The 16,530-nt window shown below is 30.4% G+C and carries 25 protein-coding genes; 16 read left to right on the forward strand and 9 right to left on the reverse strand.

Translation table 11 applies throughout. The annotated features are described in order from the left end of the window. Positions 1-185: 185 nt before the first annotated feature. Positions 186-341, forward strand: a complete 156-nt coding sequence (locus NMU03_RS18100) for an HU family DNA-binding protein (RefSeq protein ID WP_435372955.1) — start codon at positions 186-188, stop codon at positions 339-341. A gap of 101 nt (positions 342-442) precedes the next feature. On the opposite strand, the gene pduL is transcribed toward NMU03_RS18100, so the two are convergent. Further along, a complete protein-coding gene (gene pduL, locus NMU03_RS12475; protein ID WP_290138754.1) occupies positions 443-1,009 on the reverse strand; it encodes a phosphate propanoyltransferase in 567 nt (188 codons plus the stop codon). 186 nt (positions 1,010-1,195) lie between these two features. Between pduL and cdaA the strand changes: the two genes are divergently transcribed. From cdaA to NMU03_RS12505, 6 genes are all read left to right on the forward strand, one after another. Then, positions 1,196-1,909, forward strand: coding sequence for a diadenylate cyclase CdaA (cdaA, locus tag NMU03_RS12480; protein WP_290138755.1), 714 nt, complete (start codon positions 1,196-1,198; stop codon positions 1,907-1,909). Between the two features lie 69 nt (positions 1,910-1,978). Further along, on the forward strand, positions 1,979-2,155 hold the full coding sequence (locus tag NMU03_RS12485; protein ID WP_290138757.1) for a hypothetical protein: 177 nt from the start codon (positions 1,979-1,981) through the stop codon (positions 2,153-2,155). Further along, the gene (locus NMU03_RS12490) at positions 2,152-3,375 is read left to right on the forward strand and encodes a CdaR family protein (RefSeq protein ID WP_290138758.1); all 1,224 of its coding nucleotides are present in this window, start codon (positions 2,152-2,154) and stop codon (positions 3,373-3,375) included. Before NMU03_RS12485 ends, NMU03_RS12490 begins: the two co-directional genes overlap by 4 nt. 5 nt (positions 3,376-3,380) lie before the next feature. Then, positions 3,381-4,730 (forward strand): phosphoglucosamine mutase, encoded by a 1,350-nt coding sequence (gene glmM / locus NMU03_RS12495; RefSeq protein ID WP_290138759.1) that lies wholly within the window; start codon positions 3,381-3,383, stop codon positions 4,728-4,730. An 81-nt stretch (positions 4,731-4,811) separates the two neighbouring features. Continuing rightward, a complete protein-coding gene (locus tag NMU03_RS12500) occupies positions 4,812-5,468 on the forward strand; it encodes a response regulator transcription factor (protein ID WP_290138761.1) in 657 nt (218 codons plus the stop codon). A gap of 1 nt (position 5,469) precedes the next feature. After that, positions 5,470-6,807, forward strand: coding sequence for a HAMP domain-containing sensor histidine kinase (locus tag NMU03_RS12505; protein WP_290138762.1), 1,338 nt, complete (start codon positions 5,470-5,472; stop codon positions 6,805-6,807). A gap of 50 nt (positions 6,808-6,857) precedes the next feature. Here the strand turns inward: NMU03_RS12505 and NMU03_RS12510 are convergent, their stop codons facing one another. Genes NMU03_RS12510 through NMU03_RS12535 form a run of 6 tightly spaced genes read right to left on the reverse strand, consistent with a single transcriptional unit; the run spans position 6,858 to position 9,060 of the window. After that, positions 6,858-7,040: a hypothetical protein gene (locus tag NMU03_RS12510; RefSeq protein ID WP_290138764.1), complete on the reverse strand. Its 183-nt coding sequence runs from the start codon at positions 7,038-7,040 to the stop codon at positions 6,858-6,860. 9 nt (positions 7,041-7,049) lie between these two features. Next, complete coding sequence (locus NMU03_RS12515; protein WP_290138765.1) at positions 7,050-7,292, reverse strand: hypothetical protein; 243 nt, start codon at positions 7,290-7,292, stop codon at positions 7,050-7,052. 20 nt (positions 7,293-7,312) lie between these two features. Next, complete coding sequence (locus NMU03_RS12520; protein ID WP_290138767.1) at positions 7,313-8,233, reverse strand: SPFH domain-containing protein; 921 nt, start codon at positions 8,231-8,233, stop codon at positions 7,313-7,315. Further along, positions 8,227-8,547, reverse strand: coding sequence for an NfeD family protein (locus NMU03_RS12525; protein ID WP_290138769.1), 321 nt, complete (start codon positions 8,545-8,547; stop codon positions 8,227-8,229). The genes NMU03_RS12520 and NMU03_RS12525 overlap by 7 nt, the downstream gene beginning before the upstream one ends. A gap of 2 nt (positions 8,548-8,549) precedes the next feature. Next, positions 8,550-8,675: a hypothetical protein gene (locus NMU03_RS12530; RefSeq protein ID WP_290138770.1), complete on the reverse strand. Its 126-nt coding sequence runs from the start codon at positions 8,673-8,675 to the stop codon at positions 8,550-8,552. 19 nt (positions 8,676-8,694) lie between these two features. Further along, positions 8,695-9,060 (reverse strand): hypothetical protein, encoded by a 366-nt coding sequence (locus NMU03_RS12535; RefSeq protein WP_290138771.1) that lies wholly within the window; start codon positions 9,058-9,060, stop codon positions 8,695-8,697. A 130-nt stretch (positions 9,061-9,190) separates the two neighbouring features. Between NMU03_RS12535 and NMU03_RS12540 the strand changes: the two genes are divergently transcribed. From NMU03_RS12540 to NMU03_RS12555, 4 genes are read left to right on the forward strand one after another with little or no spacing between them, the layout of a single operon-like run. Further along, on the forward strand, positions 9,191-9,631 hold the full coding sequence (locus tag NMU03_RS12540; protein ID WP_290138773.1) for a hypothetical protein: 441 nt from the start codon (positions 9,191-9,193) through the stop codon (positions 9,629-9,631). Beyond that, on the forward strand, positions 9,606-10,085 hold the full coding sequence (locus NMU03_RS12545) for a thioredoxin domain-containing protein (RefSeq protein ID WP_290138775.1): 480 nt from the start codon (positions 9,606-9,608) through the stop codon (positions 10,083-10,085). Before NMU03_RS12540 ends, NMU03_RS12545 begins: the two co-directional genes overlap by 26 nt. After that, complete coding sequence (gene deoD, locus NMU03_RS12550; protein WP_290138777.1) at positions 10,069-10,770, forward strand: purine-nucleoside phosphorylase; 702 nt, start codon at positions 10,069-10,071, stop codon at positions 10,768-10,770. Before NMU03_RS12545 ends, deoD begins: the two co-directional genes overlap by 17 nt. Continuing rightward, a complete protein-coding gene (locus NMU03_RS12555; protein ID WP_290138779.1) occupies positions 10,770-11,390 on the forward strand; it encodes an HAD family hydrolase in 621 nt (206 codons plus the stop codon). The genes deoD and NMU03_RS12555 overlap by 1 nt, the downstream gene beginning before the upstream one ends. A 54-nt stretch (positions 11,391-11,444) precedes the next feature. On the opposite strand, the gene NMU03_RS12560 is transcribed toward NMU03_RS12555, so the two are convergent. Further along, entirely contained in the window at positions 11,445-11,639 is a 195-nt protein-coding gene (locus NMU03_RS12560; RefSeq protein ID WP_290138781.1) for a DUF378 domain-containing protein, read from the reverse strand. A 188-nt stretch (positions 11,640-11,827) separates the two neighbouring features. On the opposite strand from NMU03_RS12560, the gene NMU03_RS12565 reads away from it, so the two are divergent. The 3 genes from NMU03_RS12565 to NMU03_RS12575 are packed head-to-tail and all read left to right on the forward strand — an operon-like array spanning position 11,828 to position 13,870. Then, positions 11,828-12,724: a LolA family protein gene (locus tag NMU03_RS12565; protein WP_290138782.1), complete on the forward strand. Its 897-nt coding sequence runs from the start codon at positions 11,828-11,830 to the stop codon at positions 12,722-12,724. A gap of 34 nt (positions 12,725-12,758) precedes the next feature. Further along, complete coding sequence (gene alr, locus NMU03_RS12570) at positions 12,759-13,559, forward strand: alanine racemase (protein ID WP_290138784.1); 801 nt, start codon at positions 12,759-12,761, stop codon at positions 13,557-13,559. Between the two features lie 8 nt (positions 13,560-13,567). Then, a complete protein-coding gene (locus tag NMU03_RS12575) occupies positions 13,568-13,870 on the forward strand; it encodes an alanine racemase (RefSeq protein ID WP_290138785.1) in 303 nt (100 codons plus the stop codon). 20 nt (positions 13,871-13,890) lie between these two features. On the opposite strand, the gene NMU03_RS12580 is transcribed toward NMU03_RS12575, so the two are convergent. After that, positions 13,891-14,319: a monothiol bacilliredoxin BrxC family protein gene (locus NMU03_RS12580; protein WP_290138787.1), complete on the reverse strand. Its 429-nt coding sequence runs from the start codon at positions 14,317-14,319 to the stop codon at positions 13,891-13,893. Positions 14,320-14,444: 125 nt separating this feature from the next. On the opposite strand from NMU03_RS12580, the gene NMU03_RS12585 reads away from it, so the two are divergent. Both NMU03_RS12585 and NMU03_RS12590 read left to right on the forward strand, forming a co-directional pair. Further along, positions 14,445-14,990: a TetR/AcrR family transcriptional regulator C-terminal domain-containing protein gene (locus NMU03_RS12585; RefSeq protein ID WP_290138788.1), complete on the forward strand. Its 546-nt coding sequence runs from the start codon at positions 14,445-14,447 to the stop codon at positions 14,988-14,990. Between the two features lie 123 nt (positions 14,991-15,113). Beyond that, complete coding sequence (locus NMU03_RS12590) at positions 15,114-16,070, forward strand: D-2-hydroxyacid dehydrogenase (protein WP_290138790.1); 957 nt, start codon at positions 15,114-15,116, stop codon at positions 16,068-16,070. Positions 16,071-16,530 lie beyond the last annotated feature (460 nt).

Genomic DNA, 16,530 nt, shown 5'->3' on the forward strand with positions numbered 1-16,530 from the left:
AGAGTTGTATTATAATAGGTTCTAGGGAATAACCCTAATATACATAGAAATGGAGATTATAGTATGAATAAAAATGAATTATTGGAAAAAGTTTCTCAAGCATCTGGTTTGACAAAAAAAGAATCTGAAGCTGCAATTAATGCTTTTTAGAAACTTTAACTGATGTTTTAAAAGCAGGAGATAAAATTTCTTTAAAAGGTTTTGGAACTTTTGAAGTACGTACAAGAGATGCTAGAACTGGACGTAATCCAAGAACTGGAGAAACAATGGAAATTCCTGCAAGTAAAGTACCTGCTTTCAAAGCAAGTTCATCTTTAAAAAATATTGTTAATGGAAAATAATGGAAAAGCCGTGAAATTCACGGTTTTTTAAATTATGTTTAGATGAATATAATTTAAATACAAAAAAACCTATAAAGTTGAATTCTTTATAGGTTTCTTTTTTATTTAATGATTGTTCCTTCAGATGGTGCACCTGCAGCATTTGATTCATCAGTGTCAATATGCATAGCTAATGCATAGCTATCACTTACACGACAAACAACATCTCCAAAGACTAAAGAACGATCAGCTGATTTTACTTCAACACTAACAACATCTTTATCTTGCACACCAAATTCTTTTGCATCAGCAGGTGTCATATGAATATGACGTTTTGCAGCAATCACACCACAAGTGATTTCTACTTCCCCAGCTGGTCCGATTAATTTACATCCAGCAGTACCTTCAATATCTCCAGATTCTCTAATCAATGCTTTGATTCCTAATGATCTGGCATCAGTTAAAGAAACTTCAACTTGTGTTTGAGCACGTGTTGGACCTAAGATAGACATTTTTGTTTCACCTTTTGGACCTACAACAGTCACTTTTTCCTGACAAGCAAATTGCCCAGGTTGTGATAAATCTTTTTTGTTTGTTAAAACATATCCTTTACCAAATAAAGTTTCTAAATCTGTTTGTGATAAATGAACATGTCTTGCAGAAGTTTCGACTAAAATTGTTTTTCCCATAAATTATCCTCCTATACCATACATATATTACAACTTTTTTACATATTTGCAAAGGAATTTATTTCTTTTTATTGAAAAACAAGTTGTTATCTTTTCATGATGAGATATTTTCAGGAAATGAAAGAGGTAACGTTTTACTTTTGATAGAAAACTGATATAATAAAAAAGAAATGTAGGTGATAGAGATTGAGTCTTAGTATTGTGGTTAACTTTATAAGATCAGCGATAGATTTAATTGCCGTATGGTTTATTCTATATTACTTAATTTCAATGTTTAAGACAAATATGAAAACCATGCAGCTTTTTAAAGGTGTCCTTTTCATTTTAATCGTTAAAATTTTAACGAGTTTATTAGGGTTGACGACATTAAATTATCTTGTTGATAGTATTATCAATTGGGGTGTTTTAGCTATTATTATTATTTTTCAGCCAGAGATTCGTATCCTGTTAGAAAAAATGGGACAAACAAAAATGAGTGTAAAAAAAGAAATCAGTAATGATGAAAAAGAAAGATTAATGGATGAATTGGTAGATGCAATATCAACGTTAGCCAAAGAACAGACAGGCGCTTTGATTACTTTTGAAAGAACACAATCCATGATAGATTATATTAATACTGGAACCAAGATTAATGCAGATATTCGTAGTGAACTCTTTTTAACGATTTTTTGGGAAGGAACACCATTGCATGATGGGGCAACAATTATTCAAGGGGATCGTGTGGCATGTGCTGCAGCTTTTTACCCACCAACGAATAAAGAATTGAGCCCTAAATATGGAGCACGACATCGTGCGGCTATTGGAATTAGTGAAATCACTGATTCTTTAACAGTGGTTGTGAGTGAAGAAACAGGAACAATTTCATTTGCGACAAACGGTGAATTGAAAAAATCCCACTGAAAGAATTAAGAGCATCATTGGTTAATGAATTACAATGGTATAAATCTAGCGATGAAGGAGGTCAGGCTCATGAGTCCTAGAAATCAAAAAAATAACAAGCCGTTAAAAGATACAACAACAGATTTCTTTTTAAAAATTGTTGAAAAAGAAAAAGAAAAATCAACAAAAGAATCAACCAATAAAGAAATTGTCAGTGAAAAAAAGTCAAAGCTATTGATACGGGTGCACGCTTTTATAACTATATGAATCAGATTTTAGATAAAATCCTTTCTAATAAAGTTTCTATTATGATTTTATCTTTTATGATGGCAGCTGTATTGTTTTATAGCGTTTCTGGTAAAGATATTTTAACCAGTCCAACTTCAGGAGCAACTTTGGAAAATGTTCCTGTCAATGTTGAAAATCTAGATGATTCTCTAGAAGCTTCAGGAATTCCGGAAAATGTTTCGGTTGTATTGGTTGGGCCATCTTTAGATATTTATAAAACAAATTTTTCTAAAGATTATGAAGTCTATCTGGATTTACAGGATTTAAATACCGGAGATTATGTTTTAAATTTACGAACACGTCATTTTCCAGAGTCATTACAAGTTGTTTCTATTCCAAGTTCAATTAAAGTGACATTAGCTAAAAAAGTGACACGTACATTTGATTTGGGTTATCGTTTTATAAATGAAGATGAACTTGATAGCAAATATTCTATCAGTGTCAATCAAATGGATTTGGATACAGTTGATATTCGTGCGAGTGAGGAAACTCTATCCAAAATTGATAAAGTTGATGCTTGTATCGATGTTTCTAATCAAACAGAAGATTTTGAACAAAACGCAAAAATTAGAGCGTATGACAGTAATGGAAAAGAACTGGATGTAGATATCAAACCAACAAATGTTCACGTGATATGTCAGGTTTCATCTTATAGTAAAACTGTGCCGATTCATGTGAATTTTGTAGGTAATCTACCAACGGGTTATCAAGTTTCTGGATATACATTATCACAAAATGAAGTGACTATTTTTGGATTGGAAGATCAATTAAATCAAATCCAACAAATCGAGGTTGATGTTGATGTGAGCGATTTGAAATCAAGTACAACCATTAATAATCTAACTTTAAAAAGAGTAACGGGTATTAACAAATTTTCGCAGGATACAGTAGATGTCAGTGTGGAAATAGAAAAAGTGATTACTAAAAAATTCGATAACATTCCTATTAAGGTTTTGAATAATTCTAAAAATTATCAAGTGTCATTTGCTGGGCAAGGACAATATGCATCCGTTTCAGTAACTGGAACTGAGGAAAAAATCAATACTTTAAAAGATGATAACATTCAGGCAACAATTGATATTGATGGCTTGAAGGTTGGAACACATCAGGTGAATGTTAGAATAGCAGGCGATGATGAAACATTAATTATGAAATTATTATCGTCATCAAAAGTAACAATTAATATAGAAAGGAATTAAAAACAATGGGAAAATATTTTGGAACAGATGGATTTAGAGGAGAAGCAAATATTGATTTGACAGTAGAACATGCCTATCAGGTAGGTAGATATTTAGGATGGTATTTTTCACGTTCACATCGTGCAAGAATCGTAATTGGAAAGGATACAAGAAGAAGTTCATACATGTTCGAATATGCACTTGTTGCTGGTTTAACTGCTAGTGGTGCAGATGCTTATTTATTACATGTGACGACAACACCTTCAGTATCTTATGTAGTAAGAAGTGAAGAATTTGATTGTGGTATTATGATTTCAGCATCACATAATCCTTATTATGATAATGGGATTAAAATTATTAATGGAAAAGGACAAAAATTGGAGGCAACAATTGAAACATTGATTGAACAATATATTGATGGTTTAACTGATCCAATTCCATATGCTACAAAAGATAAGATTGGAAGAACAATTGATTATTCAATGGGTAGAAATCGTTATATTGGTTATTTAATGAGTATTCCAACACGTGCTTTTAAAGATATTAAAGTAGGACTTGATTGTGCTAACGGTGCATCTAGTGCTATCGCAAAAAGCGTTTTTGATGCTTTAGGGGCACAGACACATGTTATTAATAATCAACCTGATGGTTTGAATATTAATACAAACTGTGGTTCTACACATATTGAAGTATTACAGAAGTATGTGGTTGAAAACGGATTAGATGTTGGTTTTGCTTATGATGGAGATGCTGATCGTTGTATTGCAGTAGATGAATTTGGTCGTGTTGTTAATGGTGATTTAATTCTTTATGTTTGTGGATTAGAAATGAAACAAAAAGGTGAACTTTTAAATAATACGATTGTCACAACTGTTATGAGTAATTTTGGTTTATATAAATCATTGGATAAAGTAGGTATTCAATATGAAAAAACAGCAGTTGGTGATAAATATGTTTATGAAAATATGGTGAAAAATGGTCATTGTATTGGGGGAGAACAATCTGGACATATTATCTTTTCTAAACATGCTACAACAGGTGATGGTATTTTAACATCATTGAAGATTATGGAAACAATGGTTGAAAATAAAAAAACCTTAGCTCAATTAACAGAACAAGTAGAAATTTATCCTCAGTTATTAATTAATGTTCGTGTGAGTGATAAAGCTTTAGCTCAAAATGATCCTGATGTTCAAAAAGCTGTTAAAGAAGTGGAAGAGGCATTAGGAGATGAAGGACGTATTCTTGTTCGTGAAAGTGGAACTGAACCAGTTGTGCGTGTTATGGTTGAAGCACAAAGTGATGAAATTTGTCATGAATATGTTTTAAAAGTTGTTAATACAATCAAAGAAAAAGGATATGCTGTAGAAAAATAATACAATTTCACATATTATCACAAAATATTGCCATTTTATATGGCAATATTTTGTATATAATGAAAGAAGAGGTGAGTGAATGTGAAATACCGTATAAATATTATTGATGATGAAAAAAATTTAAATGATCTTGTCAGAACTTATTTGGAAAAAGAAGGATATATTGTTTATTCTTTTTATACTTATGAAGAAGCCTTTTTACATAAGGATGATGATGTACATTTATGGATTGTTGACATTATGCTTGATAAAAACAGTGGATTTGATTTGTTGAATGAAATCAAAGAATGTAAACCTGATATGCCAATTGTTTTTATGAGTGCTAGAGATCAAGAATTTGATCGTATTATTGGTTTGGAAAAGGGTTGTGATGAATATATTACAAAACCATTCAATATTAAAGAATTGATTTTAAGAATTCATAATGTTTTAAAGCGTGTCTATAAAGATGATCCAGCACTTATTAATATTGATGGTTACGCTATTGATGAAGAAAAGAGAAAAGTTTTATTCCAAAATAATGAAATAGAATTAACAACAAAAGAATATGATTTACTGCTTTATTTTATTAAAAATAAAGGATTGGCTATTTCCCGTGATCAAGTATTATCTAAAGTGTGGGATGAAAATTATTTTGGCAGTGATCGTGTTGTTGATGATACATTACGTCGTTTAAGAAAGAAAATGCCTGATTTAAATATTAAAACAATATATGGATTTGGATATCGATTAGATTAATATGGAAAAAATAAAATCACGTTTATCTTTTTTTAAGAAATTATCATTAGTACAACAATTGATTGTTGTCCTATGTTTGATTGGTTTATTATTGGTTGCGGTTGTTATGCCAATTATTGATTATAATTTATCTTCAATTGTTGATAAACAGATGTATGAGCGTTTAACAATATCACAATATTCAATCGTTTATAGTAATGTTATGCCTTATAAACAAGAAAAAGAAGTTTATCATATTATTTATGAAAGTACAGAAAATACTTTTATAGATACCAATATTAATAATAATCAAGTTGTTTATGATTTTTATTCTTTTCTTTTTAGAGAGGACTTATCAAAAGCTGTTAATACCAATCAAGATGTTATTAAAAATAAAGGGCAGTATAATGGTAATACGTATTATTATATGATTACAAAAATTAATAATACATCGCAATATTTGATTTCATTAGTAGATAGTGATTATTCTGTTTCATTAGTGACTTCTTTACGTAATCAAATTATTTATATTCAATATGGGTTCTTTGTTGTTTTTGCTTTGGTTATGATTTTATGGGTTTTGACATTAATCAGTCCATTGAAAAAGATAAAAAATTATATTGATAATATCAAAGATAGAAAAGATAGTGAATTAAGTATTCAACGAGAAGATGAAATAGGTATTGTTTTTAAAGCATTGGTAGCTATGAAAGAAGATTTAGAAAAACAAGAGAGTATTAAAGAAGAAATGATTCATAATATTTCTCATGATTTAAAAACACCTATTGCTTTAATTCAAACCTATGCTCAAAGTATTAAAGATGATGTTTATCCTTATGGCGATAAAGAGAGTTCTATTGATATTATTTTAGAAAATGCTGATCGTTTAGAACATAAAGTGAAATCATTCTTGTATTTGAATCGTTTAGATTATTTACAAGGCGAGGATAATGAACTCGCTACTTTTGCAATTAAAGAGTTAATAGAAAAAATAGTATCACAAATGGATTTATTAAAACCAAATATTCACTTAGAAACAGAATTAGAAGATGTAACCTTTGTTGGGGATGAAGAGCATTGGCGTGTAGCTATTGAAAATATTATTGAGAATGCTTCACGTTATGCCAAGACACTTATCAAAATTACATTAAAAAAAGGTTATTTAGAAATTTATAACGATGGGGAAAAGATAGATGAAGCCACTTTACCATATTTGTTTGATCCATATGTTAAAGGTGTAAAGGGACAGTTTGGTCTAGGGTTATCCATTGTTAGTAAGATTGCTACTATGTTTCAATATCATGTTGAAGCACGTAATCAGGATGTGGGTGTCAGTTTTATTTTTGAAAAGAAAAAATAATAAAAAGCATTTCAGCGATTTGAAATGCTTTTTTTGGCGATTAAATATATTTATGATAGAGGTAATAGCTTTTCTTCGATTAAATCAACTAATATACAATCAATTCTTTGAGAATCATTATGGTATAAATAGTTTATAATGTTATAGTTATCTAAAAAAACAATTCCCTCATCTTTTAAAACTTCATAGGCTTGTAAAAAATCTTGTTTAGATGCATCTATATTTCCATGCATAAAATATTTTTAACCAGAATTTGTATGAACTACCAATACAAGTTCACTATCAATTCCCCAAATTGTTTTATCGCTTGCATTATAAGTAATATCAATATGCTTAATATCTGAAAATGGTATTTTTATATGCTTCAATTTATTTTGAATTACATTTTCATAGAAACTGTTAAGAAAATTGATTATGAGAGATTTCTCTTCTAAATCAATAATATATCCATTTCTTTTTGATCCTACAATGATTGTATTACTCATAGATTATTGGGGACCTTTCGTTAATTATGTTCTTTTTTAGGATCTTTAATAATTTCAGCAATTGATGTCACAGCACCAGCGATTCCTTGTAAATCAGTAGGAATAATGATTTTTGTGGCATCACCTTTTGCAAGATTTTCTAAAGCTTTGAATCCTTCTAGTGTAATATAAGGTTGCTGAGGTTGAGAATTGTTAATGTATTCAATACCTTTTGCTTGTGCTTCATAAACTAATCTTAAGGCTTCTGCTTCACCTTCAGCACGAGCAATCTGTGCTTCTTTTTCAGCAGTAGCTTCAAGAATCATAGATTCTTTTTTACCTTCAGCCGTTAAGATAGCGGCTGTTTTCTTACCTTCAGCTTGTAAGATAGCTTCACGTCTTTCACGTTCAGCACGCATTTGTTTTTCCATAGCTTCTTGAATATCGCGAGGTGGAATAATATTTTTAACTTCTACACGATGAATTTTAATTCCCCAAGGATCAGTTGCTTCATCTAAGATGGAACGCATTCTTGAATTGATGATATCTCTAGAAGTTAATGTTTCATCAAGTTCAAGATCCCCAATAATATTACGTAAAGTTGTTGCAGTTAATGTTTCAATTGCATTTAATGGTCTGACAACACCATAAGTAAATAATTTAGGGTCAGTTATTTGGAAATAAACAACTGTATCAATTTGCATTGTGACGTTATCTTTTGTGATAACAGGCTGTGGAGCAAAATCTAAGACTTGTTCCTTTAAAGATACTTTATTTGCAATTCTATCCAACAAAGGAATCATAATATGCAAACCAACAGTGCAAGTACGATTATAAGCGCCAATTCTTTCAACAACATAAGCATATGATTGAGGAATAATACGAATTGTTTTTGCAATAATGATAATAATTAAGATCAAAAGCAATATAATCCATAAATAATTAAAAATATTGTCTAACATGAAATATCATCTCCTTTATCCATTTTTTTAACGACAACATGTGAACCTTCAATAGAAACAATTTCAGCATATTCACCAGCTGGAATTATGACATTATTAAGACTCGTAGCTGACCACAAATTTCCCATGACTTTGACTTCACCTTTTTGATCAGCAGTAATCATTTCTGTGACAAGACAGTGTTTTCCAATCATTCTGTCAAGATTTGTTTTAACTGTATTTCCACGTAGGTATTTTTTAGCAAGTGGTCTTGTAATAAGAATACATACAACCGATATAACAGCAAAAACAATAACTTGAACAATTTCATGCATTCCTAAAAATCACAAATAAGAGCCCCAATGGCACCAATTCCAAACCAGATGCTAACTAAATCAATCGTTATAGCTTCTACAATTATTGCAATCACAAGAATAATCGTCCAGATAAGATTTGTTGACATGGTTTTGTTCCCCTTTCCATTATAATTGAATAATCATTATAGAATGCACAATATCATAGGTCGCTTTATACTTATAACATTGTTGCTTTGAAAAATCTAAATCAAATTCTACACTGAGGTCTAATACAAATGATTTATTAGAAATTCTTCCATAGCTTTTCCCAAGTGAAATACGATGCAATTGACTTTTAGGATAAATATTTTCATCAATTTCCTGTTTGGATACAGGTTTAATTCCTATTTGTTGTGTTGCTCTATCAATCCCTAAAAGAACATAATTTACGTCTTCGAAATGAACACATGCTGCTTTGTTTAAAGTTAAATTTGTTTCATAAATGGTAACAGTCATTGTGGCTATATCATTTGTTGACCATTCAAAGTTCATTCATATCCTCCTCCTTAACTCTATTATATTATTAAAATTATTTTTTTCAATAAAATTAATGAAAAGTTTTTAAATCAGTCAGTATACAATCTCACACGAATAGTTTATAATACAAATGAAGGAGAAAAGAATGAAAAAGAAAATATTATTTATATTATCAATGATGTTGTTATGGGGTTGTCAAAATGACAGGACTTCGATAGAAAAAATAACATTATCCAAACCTGTGACAATGCTTTATTTTTATATTGAAACTTGTTCAGAATGTCAAGCCTTTAAAGAAACAGCTATTCCTTATTTAGAAGAAACATTCGGTGATTCTCTGACAATCCAGCAATATGATCTAGATGATGATTCTACTCAAGCTGTTTATGAAGATGTGATTGTCAAATTAGATCAATTTGATCAATCTCTTTATGGCATGGGACCAATGTATGCGATAGAAGGATATTATGCAAAAGTTGGTTATACTTCAGGCGATGAAGAATACATTGTTCAAGATATTCAAAATGCAGTTGAACAAAAGACATTGAGTGATGAGTTAAGTGGATTACGTTTTACATATCAATAAAATGAAAAAAATATTATTAGTTTTATTGATGTTTATCAGTGGTTGTCAAGTGAAACCACAATATTATTTATATGTTTATTATGCGAAAACTTGTCCTCATTGTCGTTCATTTATGCAAGTTGTGATTCCAAAATTGGAAACAGAGTATGGAAGTCAAATGGAAATTATCAAGCTGGATATTGATGAAGAATCATCAATAGAATCCTATGCCAAAACATGTCATCTATTAGAAGACTATGTTGTCAATGATCAATCAGGAAGTGTTCCGTTTATTGTTTTAGATGGCTATTTTGCATGGGTTGGATATCAGATGGGAGAAGATCAGTCATTTTTAGAAATGGTTCACCAGGCGATTGCTGGTGAAGATGTAGCGGTTGATAATCATGAAATATATTTTTTAAAGAGGGTCAGACATTTCACGAAGGAGGATGATTATTATGTCAACACCACATAATCAAGCACAAAAAGGAGAAATTGCTAAAACTGTTTTAATGCCAGGAGATCCTTTACGTGCAAAATTTTTAGCAGAACATTATTTAGAAGATGTTCATCAATTCAACACTGTGAGAAATATGTTTGGATATACAGGCTATTATCATGGTAAACAAGTTTCTATTATGGGTTCTGGAATGGGACAACCATCAATTGGTATTTATTCACATGAACTTTATACACAATATGATGTTGAAGCTATCATTCGTATTGGGTCTTGTGGTTCTTTACAAAAAGATGTCCATTTAAGAGATATCATTATTGCACAAGGATCTTGTACAGATAGTAATTTTGCACATCAGTTTGAACTTCCTGGAACATATTCAGCAATTAGTTCTTATGATTTACTAGAAAAAGCTGTAGAACAGGCAAAATTAAAAAATGCAAGTTATCATGTAGGAAATGTCATTGCTTCAGATATTTTCTATCATGCTGATAAAGATGCAGGCAAGAAATGGGCATCAATGGGATGTCTTGGTGTCGAAATGGAATCTTATGCTTTATTTGCGACTGCTGCTTATTTAGGGAAAAAAGCATTAACATTATTAACAGTTTCTGATTCACTCGTTACCCAAGAAGAAACAACTGCTCAAGAAAGAGAACAAACATTTACAACCATGATGGAAATTGCATTGGAGATTGCTTAATGTTACAACGTGTTGCTTTATATGATTTTGATAACACCATAGCTTCAGGTGATTCCATTGCACGATTATTGGCTTATGATTTAAAGAAATATCCTTATCACTTTTTCTATTTCTTTAAAGTTGCTTTCTATTATGTTTTATACTTATTACATTTAGGAAGTTTTGAAAAAGCAAAATCAGCTTTATTGTTTCCTTTAAATCATATGGATAATGATCAACTCAAAGCTTTTTATCAACAAGAAATTGAACCAACATATTATTCTCATATTGTCAAACAAATGGAACAGGAAAAGCATCAAGGTTATCTCGTTATTATTTGTACGGCTTCATGTGAGGCTTATATGCAATTTCAACAGTTGCCTTGTGATTGTTTATTGGGAACAAGAACAATAGAGAAAAATCACCAACCAACTAGCCAGGTGATTGGTAAAAACTGTAAAGGTCAAGAGAAAGTGCCACGTATTCAAGAATATTTAAAATCAAAAGATATAGAAATTGATTATGAACATTCCGTTGCTTATTCTGATTCATCATCAGATATACCAATGTTATCATTAGTCAAAAATCGTAAAAGAATTGCCTTGAAAACTGGTCAAATCAGTGATTTTGAAATAAAATAAAAAAAGATTGTCCGTCTGAAATAGTGGATACTATTCATTCGTGACAATCTTTTTTTATTGATCTAAATCAGTAAATAATAACATAATATTAATAATACCAGCAATACCAACAATCATATAAATAATGGCACTTAAAAGGGCATAGCCAAAAATAGCTTCTACAAGATTAAAATTAAAGAGGCCAATGAGTCCCCAGTTGATTGCACCAATGATGGTAAAAACTAAAGCAATTTTCTGTATCATATTCATTTTTTCTATCCTCCTAATGATATTATAACCAAAGCAATAATCTTTATTCATAAAAAAATTGACAAATCATAAAATGTGATGAGGAGGAAGAATCATGAATAAAAAAATCATTGCAATAGCAGTGAGTGTGATTGTTGTTATTGTAATAGCAGTTAGCTTTTTTCTTTAAATCATCATCATTGGATGATTTGATTAAGGAGGCCAATGAATGTCAAAGTTATCAATTGGTTGGAAATATGGAAATGTTGGAAAATGATGAATTAAAATCTTATCAGGTTACATCGACTTATGCACGTCTTGATAAGAAAGATTATTATAAAGTAGAACTTTATGATAAATCTTTAAATCAATCACAAGTCATTGTTAAAAATGATGAAGGTGTATTTGTATTGACGCCATCTTTAAATCAAGCTTTCCAATTCCAAAGTGAATGGCCGAATAATTCACCAAAACCATACATCTATCAATCTTTAATTTCATTTTTAAAAGAAAATCAATCAGAAAAAATTAAGGATGGATATTTAGTGCAAGGAGAAATGGCTTATGAAAATGATGAACGTGTCAAAAGTCAGGAAATTAAATTTGATAAAGATTTAAAGCCAGTGTATATTAGTGTTTTTGATCAGGATGGAACTGAAATCATTAAAGTTGAAGTGACATCTTTTACTATGAATGAAACGATGAAGAAAGATGACTTTTTACAAAAAAATATCATCAAAACAACAAAAACACAATATACTGATAGTGTGGCAGCATCTTTACCACTTTATCCAGTGTCTTTGATGGGATCAACTTTAGAAAATGAAAAAGTTTCAACAATTGATGATGAAATTAATCATATTTTAAAATTTACTGGTGAAAAATCTTTTACGATTGTTGAAAAAACATCTAAAGATAATGAAGAGTTAAAAATGGAAACTATTGATGGATATATGATTGATATGATTGATGGTGTTGCTTTTGAAAATGATCAACAGATGACCTATATTTCTTCTGGTATTGTGTGTTCACTTTATTCCAATGATTTAACAACCCAAGAAAAGTTAGCGGCTTTATCAAGTATGCAATCATCTCAAGTGAAATAGGGGAAAACCCTATTTTTCTTGAAAAAAGGATATGATGGATTATACTAAAACATTGAAAAGGGGTGAAAATGTGACACATTATCGTAATACTTATGCTTGTATTCGTTTAGATTATTTACAAGATAATGTTGAAACATTATATCAAAAAGTACGTAAACCATTTATGGCGATTATTAAAGCAAATGCTTATGGACATGGTTACCAGCAGGTGGCTAATGTTTTAAAGGATAATCCACATATTTCAATGTTTGGTGTCGCAACATTAAAAGAAGCGATTGATTTAAGAAATATAGGAATTCAACAGGATATATTGGTTTTGGGAGCTATTCCCATTGAAGATTTAGATTTAGTGATTCACTATGATATTACTTTATCATTATTTTCAAAAGATTATATGAATGAAATCAAAAAACTATACCATCATCAAAAAACAGTGAAAGTGCATATAAAAATTGATACTGGAATGAATCGTATTGGTATAAAATCACAAGAGGAATTTGAAGATATTTTGACTCATTGTCAAAATTCTATTTTTCAAGTTGATGGTGTTTTTACACATTTTGCAACAGCTGATGATCCTTTGCAAAAAGAGGCTTATCAAAGCCAAATTGACATGTTCTATGATATCATTGGTCAGCATTCTTTCAAATATATTCACTGTCAAAATTCAGCAGCTATGATGTATCATCATGATGAGCGTTCTAATTTAGGACGTATTGGTATTGCTATGTATGGTATTGATCCTGCTGGTGAAGAATGTAAAGAATTAAAACAGGTGATGTCTTTATATACACGTGTGGCGATGATTAAGAAAGTAAAAAAGGTGAACGTATAGGATATGGTTTGACTTATACAGCTTTAAAAGATGAATATATTGCAACTTTGCCAATTGGCTATGCTGATGGCTTAATTCGTGCTAACCAAGGTAGACAAGTGTATATTCAAGGACATTATTATCCAATTGTCGGAAGAGTTTGTATGGATCAGATGATGGTAAAAATTGATGAAAATGTTCATTTACATGATCGTGTTGAAATCTTTGGTGAACATATATCACTTGCTCGTATGGCGAAAGAGTTATCAACCATTCCTTATGAAATTGTATGTTTAGTGAGTGAACGTGTAGAAAGAATTTATCAAAAATAAAAAATCCCATTTGGGATTTTTTATTTGAAGTTTTCTTTAATGAAATCATATAAAGAATAGTATTGGCTATAACCTTCTTTTTTTGCAGTGACTTTTCCATCTTTAATAATAAATGTAATTGGATAAGTGACATTCGTATCAAAAGTCTTTTCAACATAGCTATCAATATCTTCTATTTCAGAAGTATCTAAATAATAGAAAGGTGTTGAACGATTCTTAGTTGTGTATTTTGTCATCACTTCTTGATAACTTGTCATTGTAGAGTTTGTAGAATCACCTAATACCACAACGAAATCTTCTTGATCTTCTACCATTTGTGTTAATTGACTTTGTGAAATCGTTTTATAATCTTTAAATGTTGCCTGACGATATATAAAGAGTCCTAAGAATATCAAAAGCACTAATCCAAAGACGCTAATTTCTTTTGCAAATTTCTTTATAAAATTCATATTTTATGCCTCCTAATGCTCATATTCTAACAAATTTCAAAACATATGACAATAAGAATATTGTGTGAATGTTTGGGCTTGTTTCAAGATAATGTTTCTTTTATAATAAAAATGAGGTGGAATTCATGAACGAACACGATTCAACACGATATCTTTTTGCACAAAGTATTAAAGATTTAATGGCAAAACAATCATTAGATAAAATGACAGTTACAGATATTGTCAAACATAGTGGTATGACAAGACAAACTTTTTATCGTTATTTTAAGGACAAATATGATTTGGTCAATTGGTATTTTGAAAAACTGGCAGATAAGTCTTTTCGTCAAATTGGAAATTCTTCAACTTTACGTGAAGGATTGATTAAAAAGTTTACTTTTTTATTAAATGATAAAATCTTTTTTATGCAGGCTTTTCAATCTAAAGATTATAATAATGTTGAAAACTACGATTATCAATGTATTTTAGAGTTTTATCAAAATATTATTCATAAAAAGATAGGAGAGATTCCAACAGATATTATGTTTCTATTAGAAATGTATTGTCATGGTTCAATTACAATGACTGTGGAATGGGCAATATCAGGAATGACAAAGACACCTGAAGAAATGGCAGATTTGTTGATTGCAGCCTTGCCGCCTAAGTTAGAACAACTTTTATCTGATTTGTAACAGGCATGATGCCTGTTTTTATATAGAATATATTGAATTAATTATTTTGATATATTTACTTTTTCAATAATGCATTTGATAAATTGCTAGCCATATAGTAAAATATTATTTGGGAGTGAGAGTATGAATGTTTTAATGTTAGCACCTTTAAGAGAAGAAAATTTTCGTAAAATTGAAGAAGCTTTTCCAGATTTTCATTTTACTTACAGCAAGAGGATAGATGTTACACAAGAAATGATTGATAATAATGATATTATTGTTGGAAATCCACCATTTTTTGTTGATTTCAATAAAAGCCATCTTAAAGCTATTCTTTTAAATAGTGCTGGTAGTGATGAATATGTGAGAAAGGGATTGTTACATCCTCAAACGATCCTTGTTAATGCTAGTGGAACATATGGTAAAGCTATTGCTGAACATACGATTGGTATGATTTTAGCACTAAATAAGAATATAAAAACATATGTTAAACAGATGAATGAACATTTATGGCAAGTTGTACCTACGGGTAAAGAAATCTATCAAAGCTGTGTCGTTATTGTTGGTTTAGGGGATTTAGGTTATGAATTAGCAAAAAGATTAAAAGCTTTTGAATGTCATATCATTGGTATAAAGAGGACAAAATCTGATTTATTACCTTGTGTTGATGAAATATATACAACTGAATACTTGGATAAAGTATTACCACAAGCTGATTTTGTGATATCAACATTACCTCAAACAAAAGAAACGATTCATTTATTTAATAAAGAAAAGTTTTTAAAAATGAAGAAAGATGCTGTATTTGTAAATGTAGGAAGAGGAAGTGCAGTTGATACAAATGATTTAATGGAAGTCTTGGATCAAGGACATTTGTATGGTGTTGCATTAGATGTTTTAGAACAGGAACCATTATCTTTATATCATCATTTATGGGATTATGGCAATGTTATTATTACTCCACATGCTTCTGGTGGTTATGTATGGGAAAGTACAAGACAATATTATACTGATTTAGTTATAAGAAATATCAAACATTTATTAAATAATGAAGAATTAGAAAATGAAGTTGATTTTGAAACAGGTTATCGAAAAAAGTAGTAAAAAAATGACAAGTGACCATGCTTGTCATTTTTCTTTGTATGCCGGGCATGGCATATATCTAGGTGGTGAAAGTCCACTGTGGGGGCGATGTCGCAACTGCCAACCACTAGCCAATATCAAGGGTGTCTATCGTGAGATGGAATCTGAAAGAAGATGGAGGCAAAGTCCTGGTCCGAGGAACACGAATCACATCAGGCATATAATAGGGACGAGTGTGCAAAACAACACGAAGTCATAAGAGGTTGCGGAATAGGACTATTATATGTAAATGTGGCGGATATATGGGAGGAAAGAGATATGACCTTATCCCGGGAGGTCTCACTAGCGATACAGCAGTAACAACGAATAGTGAGAAGTCAGCAGAAGTCGTAGTAGTAAGGAAGTGACTGTAATGGTCATGGAGCGAAGGACTGAATAAATCTATCAGTTATTGAATTTTGAATTGATTTCATTATAC

It is taken from the genome of Allocoprobacillus halotolerans (genome assembly GCF_024399475.1).
GTDB classification, from domain to species: domain Bacteria; phylum Bacillota_I; class Bacilli_A; order Erysipelotrichales; family Coprobacillaceae; genus Allocoprobacillus; species Allocoprobacillus halotolerans.

Bases quoted from the DNA above. Each gene is read 5' to 3' on its own strand.
- pduL (WP_290138754.1), bottom strand. From the start codon at position 1,009: ATGGGAAAAACAATTTTAGTCGAAACTTCTGCAAGACATGTTCATTTA.
- NMU03_RS12485 (WP_290138757.1), top strand. From the start codon at position 1,979: ATGAGTCCTAGAAATCAAAAAAATAACAAGCCGTTAAAAGATACAACA.
- NMU03_RS12490 (WP_290138758.1), top strand. From the start codon at position 2,152: ATGAATCAGATTTTAGATAAAATCCTTTCTAATAAAGTTTCTATTATG.
- glmM (WP_290138759.1), top strand. From the start codon at position 3,381: ATGGGAAAATATTTTGGAACAGATGGATTTAGAGGAGAAGCAAATATT.
- NMU03_RS12505 (WP_290138762.1), top strand. From the start codon at position 5,470: ATGGAAAAAATAAAATCACGTTTATCTTTTTTTAAGAAATTATCATTA.
- NMU03_RS12510 (WP_290138764.1), bottom strand. From the start codon at position 7,040: ATGCATGGAAATATAGATGCATCTAAACAAGATTTTTTACAAGCCTAT.
- NMU03_RS12515 (WP_290138765.1), bottom strand. From the start codon at position 7,292: ATGAGTAATACAATCATTGTAGGATCAAAAAGAAATGGATATATTATT.
- NMU03_RS12520 (WP_290138767.1), bottom strand. From the start codon at position 8,233: ATGTTAGACAATATTTTTAATTATTTATGGATTATATTGCTTTTGATC.
- NMU03_RS12525 (WP_290138769.1), bottom strand. From the start codon at position 8,547: ATGCATGAAATTGTTCAAGTTATTGTTTTTGCTGTTATATCGGTTGTA.
- NMU03_RS12530 (WP_290138770.1), bottom strand. From the start codon at position 8,675: ATGTCAACAAATCTTATCTGGACGATTATTCTTGTGATTGCAATAATT.
- NMU03_RS12535 (WP_290138771.1), bottom strand. From the start codon at position 9,060: ATGAACTTTGAATGGTCAACAAATGATATAGCCACAATGACTGTTACC.
- NMU03_RS12540 (WP_290138773.1), top strand. From the start codon at position 9,191: ATGAAAAAGAAAATATTATTTATATTATCAATGATGTTGTTATGGGGT.
- deoD (WP_290138777.1), top strand. From the start codon at position 10,069: ATGTCAACACCACATAATCAAGCACAAAAAGGAGAAATTGCTAAAACT.
- NMU03_RS12555 (WP_290138779.1), top strand. From the start codon at position 10,770: ATGTTACAACGTGTTGCTTTATATGATTTTGATAACACCATAGCTTCA.
- NMU03_RS12560 (WP_290138781.1), bottom strand. From the start codon at position 11,639: ATGAATATGATACAGAAAATTGCTTTAGTTTTTACCATCATTGGTGCA.
- alr (WP_290138784.1), top strand. From the start codon at position 12,759: ATGGATTATACTAAAACATTGAAAAGGGGTGAAAATGTGACACATTAT.
- NMU03_RS12580 (WP_290138787.1), bottom strand. From the start codon at position 14,319: ATGAATTTTATAAAGAAATTTGCAAAAGAAATTAGCGTCTTTGGATTA.
- NMU03_RS12585 (WP_290138788.1), top strand. From the start codon at position 14,445: ATGAACGAACACGATTCAACACGATATCTTTTTGCACAAAGTATTAAA.
- NMU03_RS12590 (WP_290138790.1), top strand. From the start codon at position 15,114: ATGAATGTTTTAATGTTAGCACCTTTAAGAGAAGAAAATTTTCGTAAA.